Annotated in this window: 13 protein-coding genes; 3 read left to right on the top strand and 10 right to left on the bottom strand. The window is 67.7% G+C overall.

Annotated elements, in window-relative coordinates; translation table 11 throughout:
• The first annotated feature begins 17 nt into the window (after window positions 1-17).
• Entirely contained in the window at window positions 18-2,108 is a 2,091-nt protein-coding gene (locus QHG62_RS20415) for a sensor histidine kinase (RefSeq protein WP_281147503.1), read from the top strand.
• Window positions 2,109-2,275: 167 nt separating this feature from the next.
• Here QHG62_RS20415 and QHG62_RS20410 read toward each other — a convergent pair whose 3' ends face one another.
• The 8 genes from QHG62_RS20410 to QHG62_RS20375 all read right to left on the bottom strand — a co-directional run bounded on the left by QHG62_RS20410 (window position 2,276) and on the right by QHG62_RS20375 (window position 11,915).
• Window positions 2,276-4,462: a TonB-dependent receptor gene (locus tag QHG62_RS20410; RefSeq protein WP_281147502.1), complete on the bottom strand. Its 2,187-nt coding sequence runs from the start codon at window positions 4,460-4,462 to the stop codon at window positions 2,276-2,278.
• 372 nt (window positions 4,463-4,834) lie between these two features.
• Window positions 4,835-5,827 (bottom strand): tripartite tricarboxylate transporter substrate binding protein, encoded by a 993-nt coding sequence (locus tag QHG62_RS20405; protein WP_281147501.1) that lies wholly within the window; start codon window positions 5,825-5,827, stop codon window positions 4,835-4,837.
• Between the two features lie 28 nt (window positions 5,828-5,855).
• Window positions 5,856-7,307 (bottom strand): MmgE/PrpD family protein, encoded by a 1,452-nt coding sequence (locus QHG62_RS20400; protein ID WP_281147500.1) that lies wholly within the window; start codon window positions 7,305-7,307, stop codon window positions 5,856-5,858.
• Between the two features lie 33 nt (window positions 7,308-7,340).
• On the bottom strand, window positions 7,341-8,333 hold the full coding sequence (locus QHG62_RS20395; RefSeq protein WP_281147499.1) for a Bug family tripartite tricarboxylate transporter substrate binding protein: 993 nt from the start codon (window positions 8,331-8,333) through the stop codon (window positions 7,341-7,343).
• 49 nt (window positions 8,334-8,382) lie between these two features.
• A complete protein-coding gene (locus tag QHG62_RS20390) occupies window positions 8,383-9,015 on the bottom strand; it encodes a YbhB/YbcL family Raf kinase inhibitor-like protein (RefSeq protein ID WP_281147498.1) in 633 nt (210 codons plus the stop codon).
• Window positions 9,012-9,638 carry a 3-isopropylmalate dehydratase small subunit gene (leuD, locus tag QHG62_RS20385; protein ID WP_281151724.1) on the bottom strand — a complete coding sequence of 209 codons (627 nt, stop codon included), beginning with the start codon at window positions 9,636-9,638 and terminating at the stop codon, window positions 9,012-9,014. Before leuD ends, QHG62_RS20390 begins: the two co-directional genes overlap by 4 nt.
• A gap of 2 nt (window positions 9,639-9,640) precedes the next feature.
• Complete coding sequence (gene leuC / locus QHG62_RS20380) at window positions 9,641-11,041, bottom strand: 3-isopropylmalate dehydratase large subunit (protein ID WP_281147497.1); 1,401 nt, start codon at window positions 11,039-11,041, stop codon at window positions 9,641-9,643.
• Between the two features lies 1 nt (window position 11,042).
• On the bottom strand, window positions 11,043-11,915 hold the full coding sequence (locus tag QHG62_RS20375) for an isocitrate lyase/PEP mutase family protein (RefSeq protein ID WP_281147496.1): 873 nt from the start codon (window positions 11,913-11,915) through the stop codon (window positions 11,043-11,045).
• Between the two features lie 132 nt (window positions 11,916-12,047).
• Between QHG62_RS20375 and QHG62_RS20370 the strand changes: the two genes are divergently transcribed.
• Complete coding sequence (locus QHG62_RS20370; RefSeq protein WP_281147495.1) at window positions 12,048-12,866, top strand: GntR family transcriptional regulator; 819 nt, start codon at window positions 12,048-12,050, stop codon at window positions 12,864-12,866.
• A gap of 362 nt (window positions 12,867-13,228) precedes the next feature.
• Here the strand turns inward: QHG62_RS20370 and QHG62_RS20365 are convergent, their stop codons facing one another.
• Window positions 13,229-13,441: a hypothetical protein gene (locus tag QHG62_RS20365; protein ID WP_281147494.1), complete on the bottom strand. Its 213-nt coding sequence runs from the start codon at window positions 13,439-13,441 to the stop codon at window positions 13,229-13,231.
• Between the two features lie 566 nt (window positions 13,442-14,007).
• On the bottom strand, window positions 14,008-14,283 hold the full coding sequence (locus QHG62_RS20360) for a hypothetical protein (protein ID WP_281147493.1): 276 nt from the start codon (window positions 14,281-14,283) through the stop codon (window positions 14,008-14,010).
• 998 nt (window positions 14,284-15,281) lie between these two features.
• Between QHG62_RS20360 and QHG62_RS20355 the strand changes: the two genes are divergently transcribed.
• The gene (locus QHG62_RS20355) at window positions 15,282-15,932 is read left to right on the top strand and encodes a glutathione S-transferase family protein (protein ID WP_281147492.1); all 651 of its coding nucleotides are present in this window, start codon (window positions 15,282-15,284) and stop codon (window positions 15,930-15,932) included.
• Window positions 15,933-15,938: the final 6 nt, after the last annotated feature.

Below are 15,938 nucleotides of genomic sequence, written 5' to 3'. Positions count from 1 at the left end.
TATAAAGTCGCGTCCCAATGCGCCTCGACGTCGAAACCACCCGGGCGGGTCCGGGCCGCTTGCTTGTTCTGCTGTTCCTGCTGCTGTGGTGCTTTGCGATGCCCGCCCAGGCGCTGGTACTGTCGGCTTCCGATGGCCTCGGGCACGGCATCCAACTCTCCGGGGGCTTCGAGATCCAGCGCGATCCCTCGGGCGGGTGGCGTATCGCCGACGTCGCGCGCGGCGCGCAGCGAAGCGGCTTCGCGCCGCTCGAAGGGCCGGTGGAGGAAGGCTTCAGCCGCGACGCGGTGTGGCTGCGCTTCTCGCTCGCGCGCACGGTCGATGCGCCCGCACGATGGCTGCTGCGCGTGCGACCGCCGCGCATCCACGAAGTCACCTTGTATGCGCCGGACGGTCGCGGCGGATTCATCGACACGTCGCTCGGCGACGCCCGCCCGTTCTCGGAGCGAGAGATCCCCGACCACAACTTCGTATTCCCGCTCGACATTTCGACCGAGCCGGCTGTCTATTTTCTGAGGGTGCGCAACGACGGGCCGTCGCTGCGGGCCGAACTGGAACTGTGGCAGCCTATCGGCTTCGAGCGCGACCGCACGGCCGACTACACCATCATGGGCGTGCTGCTTGGCGCCGTCCTGCTCGCCGTCTGCATGAACCTGATCTTCGGGGCTTGGCTGCGGGACGGGCTCTACGCCCACTACGCGCTGTACGTGCTCTGCATCGCGGCTCTGTCGATCAACCGCCAGGGGTTTGCAGCGCAGTGGTTCCTCGACGCTCGCCCCGAACGCGTCGCTCAAACGCTGCTTGCCGTCAATTGCTTCTTCAACATGGTGGGTACCGCGTTCATGTCGCGCATCTTCCAGTTTCGGCGCCACTGGCGGCCCGCGGCACATTTCTTCAACGCCGTCGTGGCCTTCAACTTCGTTGTGCTCGTGCTGGTCCTGGCCGGCCATCACGCCGCCATGGCGAGCTGGGCGAGCGCGGGCAGCACCGCGTCCACGCTGTTCGGCGCGGTTTTCGTCTGCTACCTGCTCTTCGTGCGGCACCAGTTCCAATACCTGCTTGCGGCCTCCGCCTTCGCGGTGGGAACGGTGCTGGGGCTTTACGGGCTGTTGAAGCTCTGGCTCGGCGACGGGGTGCCCGGCGTGCCACCCGACCGCATCTATTGGCTCGGCACCATGTGCCACCTCGTCCTGCTGAATGTGGCCGTGGCCGACCGGACGCGGCGCGCCGAGCGCGACTACCGCATCGAGCGCGAGCGCGTGCACGCGGTGCGGCTGGAAGCTGAGCAGGCGCTTGAAGGCACGGTCGTCCGACGCACCGCCGAACTGCAGCAGACCAATGCCGCGTTGCACGAGGAGATTGCGGCCCGCGCCCGTCTGGAAGCCCGGCTGCGAGAGTCGCTCGAAGTCGAGCGCCAGGCGATCGTGCAGCAGCGCGAGTTTGTCTCGATGGTGTCGCACGAGTTCCGCACGCCCTTGACAGTGATCGACGGCGCGGCGCAATCGCTCGACATCTCGAAGCTGGGCGTGGAGCCGATGGTGAAGCAGCGCACCGAGCGGATCCGGCGCGCCGTGCAGCGCCTGACCATGCTGATCGAGAACATCCTGCTGGCCGACCGCCTCCAGCCCGAGAACCGGGTGCTTCGCCTCGAAGTCTTTGACATGGCGCCGCTCGCGCGCGGCCTGTGCGAGAGCTTCCATTTTCCCGGCGCTCCGCGCCTGTCCATCGACGTGCGCGAACCCCTGCCCAAGGTGCGCGGCGATCGAGCGCTGCTCGAGATCGCGCTGCAGAACCTGATGCAGAACGCATTGAAGTACTCGCCGCCGGAGCGACCGGTGCATGTGGTGCTGCGGCAGACGGGCGACATCGTGCAGGTCGACGTGATCGACCGCGGACCGGGAGTCGCAATGGCCGACAAGGCCCGCATCTTCGAGAAATATTTCCGTGCCGAAACGGCGAGCGCAGTGGCCGGCACTGGACTGGGGCTTCACCTGTCGCGCGAGATCGCGAGACGCCATGGCGGCGACGTGACACTGCACGAGACAGGCACCAGCGGTTCGACATTCCGCCTCGCGCTTCCGGCTGCGCCGCTCGAACAAGTCACCTGACCCATCGCACGGCATGCGAGAACGGGAACACGGCCGACGCACCGGCTGCGGCCTTGAGAAGGCAAAGAGCCTCACGCAGATGTTCTCACATCAATGCCCACGCGCTTTCCGTGTCCCAGGTTCGTGCAGGGAGTGTTGGAGGCCAGAGATCGGAGGAGTCCAACAGGTCAGTAGTCCAGCCGGACTGTCACTCCCAGGGTGCGCGGCGTCCCGACCGATGCTACGTAGGCACCGTTCGCAGTGGCAGCCACGGTCGGAAAATACTTCTTGTCGAGCGCGTTGCGCAACCAGAGCGAAATGCTCCAGATTTCATTGCCCCGTGCGACCTTCCAACCGGTGGCGAGGTTCAGCAGGCCATAGGCTGGAATGCGCGAGTGGACCGACCCGTCGAGCGTGCCGTCCTGTGCGGACCGCCAGGCGTACGCCGCTGAAACGAAGTGCTGGGTGGCGGGGCTCACGGACCTGCGGTATTCGGCGCCCACGTTGATTGTCCAGCGCGGCGTCCCGGCAACCTGCCGTCCGGTCAGGCTGCAGCGCCCCTGTGGCGCGAACGCGCGCTCTGACGGGCAAGGCGCGTCCTCGTAGCGTCCATAGCGTGCATCGTTGAAGGCGGCGTTGGCCCACACGGTCAGGCCGCGCGCCGGTCGCGCAGTGGCATCCAGCTCCAGTCCACGGCTGCGGAGATCGCCCGCGTTCGTGAGGATCTCGACGTAGTTGCCCGCACCTGCGCCGGCGGGCACGAACATCGACGTCTGGTAGCCGCGCACGCCTGCCAGGAAGGCGTTCAGGTTCAGTGCCAGGCGATCATTCCACAGGCTGCTCTTGACGCCAACGTCCAGGCTGTCGACACGTTCAGGCCCGATGATCAGCGACGAGGCGCCGAGCGGGCCGGGAGCGGCACCCGGTCCCGCCAGATTGATCCCACCCGACCGCTCGCCGTGCGAAAAGCTCAAGTAGCCGATCGCGTCGTCGCCCAGCCGATAGCTCGCACTCAGGAGCGCCGATGGGCTGGTCTTACGGATGGCCAGCGAGCCTGTGTCGTAGGCACCAAGCACGATCGGACGATTGCGCAGGAACGCGGTGGCAGGGGCACCACCCGTCGAGTCGCCGCGTTGGGTGCGCCCGTCCTTGCGCTCCTGCGTGATGCGCAGGCCGGCCGTGAGGTCGAGCCTGGACGTGGCGTGCCACGTGGCCTGGGAGAAGAGCGCGAAGCTCTCCGTATCGAGCGCGCCGAAGCTCACGGTGCTCGCGTTGGCGAGCACCGGCACGGACGTTCCCTGCAGAACGATGTCCGCCCGCGGACCGAACACGGTGAATATCTCGTTGCGCATGCGCTGGCGCATGTAGAACGCGCCCACCACATAGTCGACCACACCGCCGGTTGGCCCCGCGTAGCGCAGCTCCTGCGAGAACTGCTGCTGGCGCACGCGGGAGCCGCCGTCGATCAGCACGGGGATATTGAGGTTGTCGTTGGTCGTCGGCACGAAACTCCATGAGCGGCCGGCGGTGATGGACGTGACGCTGGCGCCGGACCCGAGCTTCCAGCTCGCTTCGGCCGACACGCCACCCTGGTCGAGATCGACGCGCTCCACGCCATCGGTATTGACCGCATAGCGCCGCGGGTCGGTGACGATGCCGGTGGCGCCGCCGGCCAGTGCACGGGCCAGCGCCGGTCCGCTTCCCAGCGAGTAGAGGACACGGGTGCCGTAGGTGGAGCGCTCGCGGTGCGCATCGGCGATCAGCCGCAGGCTGAAGGTGTCGCCACGGCGCAGCAGCCATTGGCCGCGAACGCCGGATCGGTTGCCTCCGTTGACGCGGCCGCCATCGTAGATGTTCTCGATGCTGCCGCGTTCATGGGTGCCGTACACCAGCAGCCGGCCCCCCGTCTCTTCCGACAAGGCGCCCGAGAAGATGGCTTGCCCCTGCGCGAGGCCGCGCTGCCCGATCGAGAGTTGCAGGCTGCGCTCGGTCTCGCGGCTCGGCGGACGTGTGTGTAACGCCAGCACGCCGGCGGTCGTGTTCTTGCCGAAAAGCGTGCCTTGCGGCCCGCGCAGCAGCTCCACCCGGTCGAGGTCGAGCAGGTCGAATGTCGCCATGCCCGCGCGGCCCAGGTAGACGTTGTCGAGGTAGATGCCCGTGCTGCCCTCAAGGCCGTCGTTCGATGGATTCCTGCCGACGCCGCGCACCGCGACGGCCGATTGCCGCGGATCGCCGAAGGTGATGCTGGTGCTCGGCAACCATTGCTGCAGGTCTTCGAGCCGCCAGCTTTGCTGCGTCTCGAGGGCCTCGCCATCGATCGAGGTCAGCGGGATCGGAACTTGCTGGGCGGCCTCCGAACGGCCCCTTGCGTTCACTGTGATGGAGGGAAGCGTTTCGCCCTTGTCCAACGGCGTCGACTGTGCATGGGCCGCGGCGGCGAGCCCAAGGGCCAGAGCGCCGACGGCCAGGGAACGGGCGAGGAGATCGCATGGGCACAAGGACATGCGCGTACTCTAATAGACGCTTGCGCGCTCGCGCCTTCGCAAACATTGATGCGTTCATCGGGAAACTGCGCAAATACGAGCGCTCGCCTGTGTTGCCGTTGCCGTTGCAGCTGCGATCGGTGCCCGTGGCTCATCTGCTCCTTGAACAGTTCGTGGCCGGGTGCATGGAGAAGACGCATTGCACTTTCTTGAAATGCGCCTCGCTCACCCCGGCGCTACGGCGATGCCGATGTCTTGCGATCTTCATTCCAGGGTCATGTGCGACGCGGCGACGATCTGTGCCATGCGCGCGCGTTCTTCCTGCAGGAATCTTTCGAAGGCTGCGCGCGGCAGCAGCATCGGCTGCGCGCCGCCGCGTTCGGTCTGTGCGACGAGGTCGGCATCTTCCTTGTAGGCGGCGATCGTTACCTCGGCAATCCGGTCGAGGATCGTGGCGGACGTTCCCTTCGGGGCGAAGATCCCACCCCAGTGCTGCATCAGGATCGTCGGAAAACCCTGCTCCACGGTGGTGGGCACCTGCTTCAAAGGTCCCGTGCGCTCGCGCGCCGCGAGGGCCAGCGCACGCAGCTTGCCCGACTGCACGAACGCCGCCACGCCGATCGGCGCTTCGGAGGCCAGGTCGACTTCGCCGCCCACGATGGCGTTGACCGTCTGCGAGCCGCTCTTGTAGTGCACGAGCGTCACGGGCACCCCGAGCGCCGACTCGACCATCTCGGCGACGAAATGCCCGGTGCTTCCGCTGCCCGCGGTGCCGAAATTGAGACGCCCCTTCGCGCGCGCCCAGGCCTGCAGTTCCTTGAGGTTCTGCACCGGCACGCCGGCGTTGGTGACCAGCACCGACGGCGCGCTGCTGGTGCCCACGACCGGCACGAGGTCGCTCTCCGCATAGGGCATCTTCGGCCGCAGCAGCGCATTGGCGATGGCGCCGTTGCCGGCCGAGAGCCAGGTGTAGCCGTCGGGCGCGCTCTTGGCCACGTACTCCGAGCCGATGATGCCGCCCGCTCCGGGGCGGTTGTCCACGATGATGGTCTGGTTCAGCCGCTTGCCCTGGGCCTGCGCCATCGCGCGCACGTTGGTGTCGCCCGGGCCGCCGGCGGAGAAGGGCAGCACCAGGCGGATCGGCTTGCCTCCGGGCCAGGGGTCCTGCGCGCGGGCGGGCATGGCCGCGGCGGCCGCAAGGGCCAGCAGGCCGAGAGAGAAGCTGCGGCGATCGTGGCGAGGCGATGTGTTCTTCATGATGACTTGTTTCCTTTCAGGGACGGCTTCAGTCGAAGGCCGCCGCAACCGGCGGCGCCAGCAGCGCGAGCAGCTCGCGCACGTCGGGCAGGTCTTCGATGGAGCGCGTCATGTCCTCGATGGCCCGCTGTCGCGCGCTGTCGATCAGCCCGTCGGTCAGCATGCGGTACTTGGCCGCGACCTCGTCATTGGACTGCGGCGATTCGATGGCACGCGAGGCATTGCGCTCGATCTGGATGCGCTGGCCGTCGGTGAAGGTCACGGCCAGCCGCACGCGGCCGCGCTTGAGGGGTCCGCCCGCATCGAACTCGGGCTGGTGCCGCACCTCGATGCGCGGCAGCAGCGCCCACACGTCGTCGGCATCGATGCGTGCCGGCGAGAACTGCCTGACCATCGCCGCGCCGTCGAGCACCGCCACCGCCAGTGCGTAGCCGATGTTCATCTGCGCGCCAATGGGCGTGAGCGGCCGCTCGGGCACCCACCAGCCGTGGTGGTAGACCGCATGGCTCACCTCGACCTCGATGCGCGCGATTTCCTCGGCCCTGAGCTCGCGCTGCGCGCCGGCATCGAACAGCGCATCGAGCGGCGAGTGGATGCCGCCCATCGCCGCATAGGGTTTGATGACGATGCGCTCGACCTCCCAGCGCTCGCCCAGCGCCTCGGTGATCTTCGAGGCGTCGGGATCGTGGCCTTCGCCGAACGTGGAGAGAAAGCCGCCGTACTCGCGCTCGAACACACGCTTGATGCCGGTGTAGCCGCCTTCCGCCAGCACCGCCGCATAGAGTCCGTTGCGCGCCGAGAAGCCGTGGTGCATGCGCTTGCACATCGCCTCGTACTGCGCGGCCATGAGGCCGGCCGACTGCGTGCCCGCGAGGCCCAGCGCGTCCTCGAAGCGCGCTGCATCCAGGCCCAGCAGTTTGCCCACCGAAGCGGCCGCCGCATGCGTGCCGAACACCGAGCCCGAATGCCACCCGCGCGACAGCATTTGCGCGCCATGCAGTGCCATGCCCACGCGCGGGCCGACCTCGTAGCCGGCCAGCGCGGCTTCGAGGAACTGCCGGCCGCTGACCTTCAGCTCGCCCTCCGAGGCGGCCCACAGCGCGGGGAGGACGATCGAGGCGCTGTGCAGCGGGCCGAGTGGGTGGTAGTCGTCCAGCTCGAAGCCTTGGATGAACGTGCCGTTGAGCAACGCCGCGCCTGGCGCGCTGGTGTGTGCGCCCCAGCCGACGATGGTGCGATCGCCGCGGCCTTCGAACTTCTGCACGATGTGGGCGGCGGTGCGCGACCACGGCAGTTGCGCGCCGACGATCGCGCAGGCAATGCCATCGAGGGTGAGCGCCTTGGCGCGCTCGCGCGCTGAGGCGGGCGCGTCGTCGAGGCGAAAGCCGGCGAGCCAGTGCGCGAGGCGCCCGGTGGGGCCCGCGGGGTCGGTGGCATGCGTGGTGCGGGTAGCGTCAGGGGCGGGAGCGGTTACTTCCATCAAGGATTTCCGTTTCGATGAGTGAGGGGCCGGCTATTCGAGCGGATAGAGCTTCACGAGCGCCGCGAGGCGATCGCTCTCTTGGCGCACCTGCGCGGCGAACGCGGCCGGCGCATTGACCACCGGCTCGGCGCCGGCCGCGGCGATGGTCTTCTGCACGTCAGTGTCTTTCACCGCCTCGCGCAGCGCGGCGACGATGCCTTGCGTCACGTTCGCCGGTGTCCCTTTGGGCGCGAACAGCCCGAACCAGGTCACCGACTGGAACTGCGGATAGCCGGCCTCGGCGGTGGTCGGTACCTCGGGCAGCGCAGCCGCGCGCTTCGGGCCCTGCGTGGCGAGGATCTTCAGCGTGCCGGCCTTGTAGTGCGGCAGCGCGGCGGTGATGCCGGTGAACGCCATGTTGACGTTGTTGGCGATCATGTCTGTCACGATCGCGCCCGTGCCGCGGTAGTTCACAACGATCAGGTTCGGCAGGCCCGCCTCGGCCGCGAGTTGCTTGGCCGAAATGCGTGCCGTCGACTCGCCGGTGCCGAGCGAGCAGGGCTGCGCGGCGGTCTTGCAGTACTGGACGAATTCGCCGAAGGTCTTCACCGGGAGCTTCGCGCTCACGACCACGGCGGCGGGCGATTGCGAGATGGCGGTCACGGGCTCCAGCCGGGCGAGCGGATCGATGCCCTTGAGGCCCGGCGTGTACTTCGTGACGACGATCGACGGAACCTGCAGCAGCAGCGTGTAGCCGTCGGGCCTGGCTTCCATCACGCGGCGTGTGCCGATGAGGCCGTCGGCGCCGGGCATGTTCTCAACGACCACCGGCTGCTTCCAGATCACGCCGAGTTGCTTGGAGACGGCGCGCGCCGTGGCGTCGGTGCCGCCGCCTGCCGAGTAGGGCACAACCAACGTCACTGGGCGGTCGGGCTGCCAGGCTGTTTGTGCAAGGGCAGGTGGCCCGAGCGAGAGCAAGGCGGCTGCGGCAAGCAGGCCGGGGCCCGGTGGTGGCTTTTGATTTCTAAAGCATTCGAGGGTCATGTTGTCTCCGTCTTTTTGAATTGAATGGAACCGGGGGCGTGCAGCAGGTTCAGGGCGAAGGTGCGATCGGGCGACCTCGCCAGTCCCGGCGGTAGGTCCCTTCGACCCGGCCGCGTGCCAGTGCGTGCACGCGCAGCCAGGGCAGCAGCGTGGTGTCGCGCGACAGGCCTGCGGGCGGGGCCGTATCGAGCGCGTAGAGCTGGAAGACATAGCGGTGCGGACCATGCCCGGGCAGCGGGCGGGGGCCGTCGTATCCGTCGCGGCCGAGGCCGTTAGGCGCCCGCGCCACGCCCGCAGGCGCGTGGCCGACGTTCAGCGCGCCTTCGGGCAATGCATCGAGCGAGCGCGGCCCCCACGCGAGCAAGTGCGTGATGGCGCGCGCCATCGGCACGTCAGGGTCTTCGCACAGGAGCAGCCAGTGCGCGGCCTGCGGTGGCAGGGCATTCCATGCGAGCGCCGGGGAACGGTTGTCGCCGACGCCTTCCCCCGCATGCCGCAGCGCCATTGCGGCGCCATGCGCGAAGTCTGGGCTGCGCAACGCGAGCGTCACAGGCAGCTTCGCCGGCACATCGTCGCTGGAGGCCAGGCTCGCATCGCCGGCATGCCGGCCGCGCGTGAGGAGGCCGGCCCAGCGCAACACCCAGGGGTGACGCCGCAGCGAAGGGGTGGCGGCCGCGTTCAAGCCGTGGCTCCTTGCACAACGGGCCAGGCCCAGGGGCGGCGCACCCGGTCGGCCTGCTGCCATTCGCGAATAAGTGCATCGTCCTTCAGCGTCAGGCCGATGTCGTCCAGCCCGTGTAGCAGCGCCTCGCGACGCAGCGGGTCGACGTCAAAGGGCAACGCTCGTCTGTCGGGCGCGGTGACGGTTTTCGCATGCAGGTCGACCGTGACCGGCGCGCCGCCCGCGCACTGGGTGGCCAGCGCCTCGACCAGCGCCATCGGCCAGCGCACCGGCAGCACGCCGTTCTGGAAGCAGTTGTTGAAGAAGATGTCGCCGAAGCTCGGCGCGATCACGCAGCGGATGCCCAGCCCCATCAGCGCCCAAACGGCGCCTTCGCGCGAGGAGCCGCAGCCGAAGTTCTCGCCCGCGAGCAGCACGGGCGCGTTGCGAAACGCCGGCTGGTTGAGCACGCAGCCCGGGTCTTCGCTGCCGTCCGGGCGTAGGCGTAGCGCCTCGAAGGCATAGGGGCCGAGTTGGTCGCGCTGGAAAGCGGTGAGGCGCTCGATACGCACGATCACGTCGGTGTCGATGTTGGCACGCATCAGCGGTGTTGCGGCGCCAGTGACGGCAGTGAATGGCGTCATAGTCATTTGAGCGTCCTCACGTCGGTGATGCGGCCGGTGACGGCGGCGGCCGCGGCCATTGCCGGGCTCGCCAGGTGCGTGCGTGCGCCCGGTCCCTGCCTGCCGACGAAGTTGCGGTTGGAGGTGGAGACGCACCTCGCCTTCGGCGGCACCTGTTCGCCGTTGGCCGCGACGCACATGCTGCAGCCTGGCTCGCGCCATTGAAAGCCCGCGGCCTCGAACACCTCGCGCAGCCCTTCGGCCTCGGCCGCGCGCTTCACGTTCTCGGAGCCGGGCACCACCCATGCGGTGACGCCGTCGGCCACGCGCCGGCCGCGCGCCACATCGGCCGCGGCGCGCAGGTCGGGCAGGCGCGAGTTGGCACACGAGCCGATGAAGACCCACTCGACCGGCGTGCCCGCGATGGCCGCGCGGGGTGCGAGGCCCATGTAGTCCAGCGCAGCCTCTATGGCACTGCGCGCCGAGGCGTCCGGGGCATCGGTCGGGTCGGGCACGTGGCCGTCGATGGCGATGGCGTCCTCGGGACTGGTGCCCCAGGTGACGGTGGGCGCGACCGCGGCGGCGTCGATGACCTCTTCGCGGTCGAACTGCGCGCCTTCGTCGGAGGCCAGCGAAAGCCAGCGCGCAGCGGCCGCATCGAAGGCCGCGCCCGTAGGCGCGAAGAGGCGTCCGCGCACCCAGTCGACAGTGCGCTGGTCGGGCGCGATCAGCCCGAAGCGCGCGCCCAACTCCACGGTGAGGTTGCACAGCGTGAGCCGCGCCTCGACGTCCAGTGCGCGCACCGCCTCGCCCGCGAATTCGATCGCGCAGCCCACGCCGGCCGCGGCGCCGAGCGTGCCGATGATGTGCAGCGCCAGGTCCTTCGCGGTGACGCCCGCACCGAGCTCACCATCGCAGCGGATGCGCATGCGCCTGGGTTTCTGCTGGCGCAGCGTCTGCGTGGCGAGGGCGTGCGTGCTTTCCGAGGAGCCGACACCGAAGGCCAGCGCACCGAGGCCGCCGTTGGTGCAGGTGTGGCTGTCGCCGCAGATCACCGTAAGGCCGGGCAGCACGATGCCCAGCTCGGGCCCCATCACATGCACGATGCCCTGGCCCGGCTGGCCCAGGTCGTAAAAGCGCACACCCGATTTCGCGCTGAGATCGCGCAGCGCGCCGTGCAGTCGGCCGCCGAGCGGGAAGGTGCCGGGGGTGCGGCCCGGCTGGCTCGAGGCGGCGTGATCGGGCGTGGCGAAGTCCAGCTCCGGGTTGTGCAGCGGCAGCCCGCGCGCCGCCACCTCGGCCATCGCGGGCGGACCCGAGAGGTCGTGCAGCAGGTGGCGGTCGATGTGCAGCAGCGCCCAGCCGTCGCCGAGCTCGCGCACGACGTGCGCGTCCCAGAGCTTGTCGAACAGGGTGCGGGGCATGTCAGCGCTGCTCCATGGTCGCGCCGGCGTTGAAGCGCGTGCGCAGGGCGTCCCAATCGTCGGCACCGAAGCGGCGAAAGGTCTGGGCCACCGTGGCATTGACGGTCGGCGCGCGGAATGTGGCCTTGAGCTCGGCGAGCGCTGCGTCGCCGGCCTCGATGGTGGCCTTGAGCATCAGGCCGGGAAGGATCGCGAGCTTGTAGCCCATGGCTTCGGCTTCGCGCAGGTCGAACACTGGCGTTCGGCCGCCCGGCACCAGGTTGAGCAGGCACGGGCCTTGCACGCGCTTCGGCACCGCCGCGACTTCCTCTGGCGTCTGCGTGGCCTCGACAAAAGCCATGTCGGCGCCGGCTTGCAGCGCCGCGTTCGCGCGGGCGATGGCTTCGTCCAGGCCGAGCATGGCGCGCGCATCCGTGCGGGCGATGACCACGAATTCTTGCGAGCGCCGGGCTTCCACCGCGGCGCGGATCTTCGAGACGAACTCCGCCTGCGAAATCACCTCCTTGCCGTCGAGGTGGCCGCAGCGCTTGGGCGAGACCTGGTCCTCGATGTGGATCGCGGCAATGCCGCGCGCCTCGTACTCGCGCACGGTGCGCGTCACGTTCAGTTCGTTGCCGTAGCCGGTGTCCGCGTCGGCGATCAGTGGAATGGCCACCGAGCGCGCCATGACCGTGGCGTTGTCGACCATCTCGCTCATCGTGAGCAGGCCGAAATCGGGAAAGCCGCGCGCCGCCGAGGTGCCTGCGCCCGTCATGTACACGGCGGCGAAGCCGGCCTGCTCGATCAGGCGCGCGCCGATGGCGTCGTAGGCGCCGGGGGCGATCACCATGCCGGGCGCATCGAGCAGCCGGCGAAGCGTGGAAGAGGAAGTCATGGCGGCGTTGTCCTGTGTGAACCGGCTTGAGTTTATGTGTTTATATTCTAAATACAACTGAGCAAGGACCGCAACTGCCGGCCCGACTGTCGGCCGCCTCCTTGCTATGCTCGGCGCCCAACTCCTTGCGCCATGGCACGTCCCCCCGCACCCTCTCCTTCGTTCGACCGCCTTCCCGGCACCTCGCTACACCGGCAGCTGTTCGTGGTGCTGCGCGATGAGATCACGCGCGGCGTCTACGCCTCCGGCGCGCTGCCGAAGGAAGAGGCGCTGTGCGAGCGCTTCGGCGTCTCGCGCATCACGGTGCGGCGTGCGCTGGCCGATCTGGCCGCGCTCGGGCTGGTGGAGCGCCGCCACGGCCTGGGCACCTTCGTTCGCACTGGTCTGCCGAAGGCACGGGCGCAGCCCAGCCTGGGGCTGGTCGACGGGCTGCGCAAGACAGCGCTCGAAACCGATGTCGAGGTACTCGAAGTGGCGCAGGCGGTACCGCCGCACGACGTGGCTGCCGCGCTGCACCTGGAGGTCGGCGAGAAGGCGGTCCATGCGCTGCGCCTGCGCAGCATCGACGGCACGCCGGTGATGCTGACCGATGCCTGGGTGCCCGCGCGCCTGGGCAAACGGGTCTCGGCCGCCGCGCTGCGCAAGCAGGCGCTCTACGAAATCCTGCTCGCGCAAGGCGTGAAGTTCGGGCGGGTGGTGCAGGAGATCACGGCCGAGGTGGCCGAGCCGGCCCGTGCAAGGCTCTTGAACCTAGAGACCGGCGCGCCGCTGCTCAAGTTTGTTCGCCTGCTACACGACCTCAATGCGCAGCCGGTGCAGCACCTCACCGTGTCGCTGGCAGCCGAGCGCAGCCGCATCCTCATGGACATCCCGGGCGAGACGATCAATACGCTTTCCGCGGGTCAGGTGGTGCACGATGTGCACCCGGCCAATACGAAGCGACAGCCCTAGCTCGATTTGCCGGGCCAGGCCACGCGCTACGAGGCGCTGTGCGAGTCCGATCATGGCGAGCCCGATCACCATCACTTTCATTGGGGCGACTGCGGGAGGGTGTTTCCGATCCACGGCTGCCCCGGACGCATGGAAGACTTGGCGCCCAAAGGTTTTCTGGTGCTACGCCACGATCTGACGCTGCACGGGCGATGCGCTGACTGCGTCGGCGGTGCTCGAAGCAGGTCGCTGAAAGTGCCGCGCCCAAGGCGATGAGCACATGCAGCTGGCCATTTGCCTGCCAGTGCGCTTGAGCAGAAGCTGACTCAGCAATTTCCCTGCTCCGGATTGGTGGACCTGCGAGTAAGCGCTCCTGGGATCGGTCAGTGCACTTTGCCGTCTCCGGCCTCGAGCAGCGCGAGCGCAGCCTCCATCTCTTCGCTGGTGCCACTCACGCACCAGTCCCAAAATGTCTTGTCTGCCCGGTGCATGCGCAATGCCACGCAGTCGTGCTCGGCCACTCCTATTCGATCGAGAAGATCCGCCACTTCAAGCGCATCCATCTCGGCGTCCACATGGAGAATGAAGGTGGTCAATGGGAGTTCGCGTGTTGCGGCTGCGTGAGAGAGGCGTCTGTGCCTTGCGCTGCAATGTCACCGCGCTGCTTGTTCATCGCGTCACTCGACGTCCATGTCGCGCAGAGGAGGTCACTTTCAGCGCTCGGCTGGTCTCGGGGTCGGCATCATAAGAAATTTCTGTCGCTCGAGTCCCAACCTTCGAGGCGAGCGCGTACGCGCGATGCCGCCGGAACGGACGATCGACATTCGGGTTTGCAGTCAGCGAGCGACGCGGCACGTCCGTGAGCATCTGCCCAAACTGGTGTTTGGCCACGGCTCTGGCACGCTTTGCCACCGCATAATCTTCCGCCTTGGGCGCCGGAGACATGCCGCGGAAGTAGGCGACGAGTTTCCTGCTCAGGCTCCCCTCGGCGCAACGGGCAAATCTCTCCAGCTCTTTCCAGAGCCGAAGCGAGGCCAAAGACGCGGATTCTTGTAGTGGCATGACAACTCCCTCCAATACGAAGGGCGTGATGATGGACCGCCCGTTCGACCGCCATGTAGGAAAAATCCCTGCTTGACGAAGGACGAGGCAGTTCTCTGCGCTAAGTCACATCCGCCGGAATCAGCGGTTCCCATGCATCGAGATGCTCCCGCACGCAGGCCTCACCCCTCCGGATCTCGGTCAACCCGTCGTCCGTGATGCGAAGGACCGTGGTTCTGGGTGACGCCGCATAGCGGGCGGTCGGGTCCAGGGCCTCGATCTCGGCTTCGATCAACCCGGTGGCCGTGAGCACCGACACACGGCGCACCTCCTCAGGTCTCACGACGCGAAGCGGCGGCCGCCGGTGCTGCAGCTTCATCACGAACAAGAGGGGCATTCGATTCTCCGAACGCCGGCGTTGACTGCCTTAAAGAGGCTGTCGGCGCCGAATGGTAGTGACGCGTAGCTCTACAGTGCGCATCTCCGCAGCAGGCTTCTTGCAAGTTGGCGGTTTTTGTGAAATCGATCACACCGACGTCGGGCAGCGAACGTCTGGCCGGCCGACTCGCTGCTGCAACCGCGATGAAGACCTTGGAGCGGATGCGAACTCGCGGGGGCAAGGCAGGAGGGTCGTGTTTGGCTTGGGTACCCGGGCACACGCGACGCCCGGGCATGAAAAAGCCCGCAAAAGGCGGGCTTTGAGATTTGGTCGTGAACTCTCACGCGGTCCACGGTTACGGCAAATTTTCACTTGCGGAAGCCACGTGTTGTTTTTCTCGTCGCAGTGACTTCGACGCGCCGGTGTGAGATTCGGCTTGACTGGCCAGTCAACACCCAAATCAAGTTCAGGCAAACTGGATTGTACCAGCCGGGCAACGCGCTTGGGCCGTGGCACCCTCCGTGCTGCCGAGCAGTCCGTCCGCGCGAGAGCTTTGCGCGTATGCACGTCTACCGCAGTGACAGTGACCTCGCACCTGGATCGACACAGGGCTGGCGATCCTGCATTGCGCCCACGTTTCCCGTGGTTGCTTCGATTTCCAAGCCCAGAGCGCCTATAGTGGCATCGAGCCTCCGAAGCACGAGCTGCTGGCGCGCCCCGCCCCACCGCTTTGTGCCTGACCAGGGAGGGAGTGCCGGAAACAGGATGTGGAACGAGATCGTGAAGCCGAACTGGATTCGGGCGAGCAGGAGGGCGAGGGGTTCCATATCGGTTTCCGTTCGACCGGGTTGCCACAACGCTCGTGAGCCGAATGATGGGCGGAGCCGGTCAGTTGCCGCTATTACACGGCCGCGCGGCGATTCAGGGAATTGGGCGTTTTGCCCTACCGCGCGCGGACACCGGCAGCTTTTTCAACGCGGCTTGTCCGGCTACATTCGGCCAAACGGACGTTCACCATGACCATCACCATCACCGCATTCGAACGGTCGCCCGACGGCGGCAAGGGCCTGGCGCGCGACACGCGCGTGCGCTGGGCGTTGGAAGAAGCGGGGTTGCCCTACGAGGTGCGCCTGGTGTCCTTTCGCGCGATGAAAGAGCCAGCGCACCTGGCGCTGAATCCCTTCGGCCAGATTCCCACTTACGAGGAAGGCGGCCTCGCGCTGTTCGAGACCGGCTCCATCGTGATGCATATCGCCGAGCGCCATCCGGGACTGTTTCCGCCCGACGCCGACGCAAGGGCGCGCGCCATCACATGGATGTTCGCGGCACTCAATACCGTCGAGCTTCCCATCCTGGAGCTTGTCACCGTCAAGTTCGCGGAGGGCGACAAGCCCTGGAAGGCCGACCGCATGCCCCTCGTCGAAGACCGTGTGCGCGCCCGATTGAACCAGCTGGCCGCCTGCCTGGGCAATGCCGAGTGGCTGGACGGCAGCTTTACCGCAGGCGACCTGCTGATGGTGTCGGTGCTGCTGCGGCTCAGGCCATCGGGCCTGCTGAACGAGTTTCCCGGCCTGGCCGCTTATGTCGCTCGCGGCGAAGCGCGGCCTGCCTACCAGCGCGCGTTTGCCGCGCAACTGGCGATCAACGCTGCGCCGGTCGTGAACTGACAACAC

Source organism: Variovorax paradoxus, from assembly GCF_029919115.1.
GTDB classification, from domain to species: domain Bacteria; phylum Pseudomonadota; class Gammaproteobacteria; order Burkholderiales; family Burkholderiaceae_C; genus Variovorax; species Variovorax paradoxus_O.
This window is presented reverse-complemented; position numbering and strand designations above follow the sequence as displayed.

Bases quoted from the DNA above. Each gene is read 5' to 3' on its own strand.
- QHG62_RS20415 (WP_281147503.1), top strand. From the start codon at position 18: ATGCGCCTCGACGTCGAAACCACCCGGGCGGGTCCGGGCCGCTTGCTT.
- QHG62_RS20405 (WP_281147501.1), bottom strand. From the start codon at position 5,827: ATGAAGAACACATCGCCTCGCCACGATCGCCGCAGCTTCTCTCTCGGC.
- QHG62_RS20400 (WP_281147500.1), bottom strand. From the start codon at position 7,307: ATGGAAGTAACCGCTCCCGCCCCTGACGCTACCCGCACCACGCATGCC.
- QHG62_RS20395 (WP_281147499.1), bottom strand. From the start codon at position 8,333: ATGACCCTCGAATGCTTTAGAAATCAAAAGCCACCACCGGGCCCCGGC.
- leuD (WP_281151724.1), bottom strand. From the start codon at position 9,638: ATGACGCCATTCACTGCCGTCACTGGCGCCGCAACACCGCTGATGCGT.
- leuC (WP_281147497.1), bottom strand. From the start codon at position 11,041: ATGCCCCGCACCCTGTTCGACAAGCTCTGGGACGCGCACGTCGTGCGC.
- QHG62_RS20375 (WP_281147496.1), bottom strand. From the start codon at position 11,915: ATGACTTCCTCTTCCACGCTTCGCCGGCTGCTCGATGCGCCCGGCATG.
- QHG62_RS20370 (WP_281147495.1), top strand. From the start codon at position 12,048: ATGGCACGTCCCCCCGCACCCTCTCCTTCGTTCGACCGCCTTCCCGGC.
- QHG62_RS20360 (WP_281147493.1), bottom strand. From the start codon at position 14,283: ATGCCCCTCTTGTTCGTGATGAAGCTGCAGCACCGGCGGCCGCCGCTT.
- QHG62_RS20355 (WP_281147492.1), top strand. From the start codon at position 15,282: ATGACCATCACCATCACCGCATTCGAACGGTCGCCCGACGGCGGCAAG.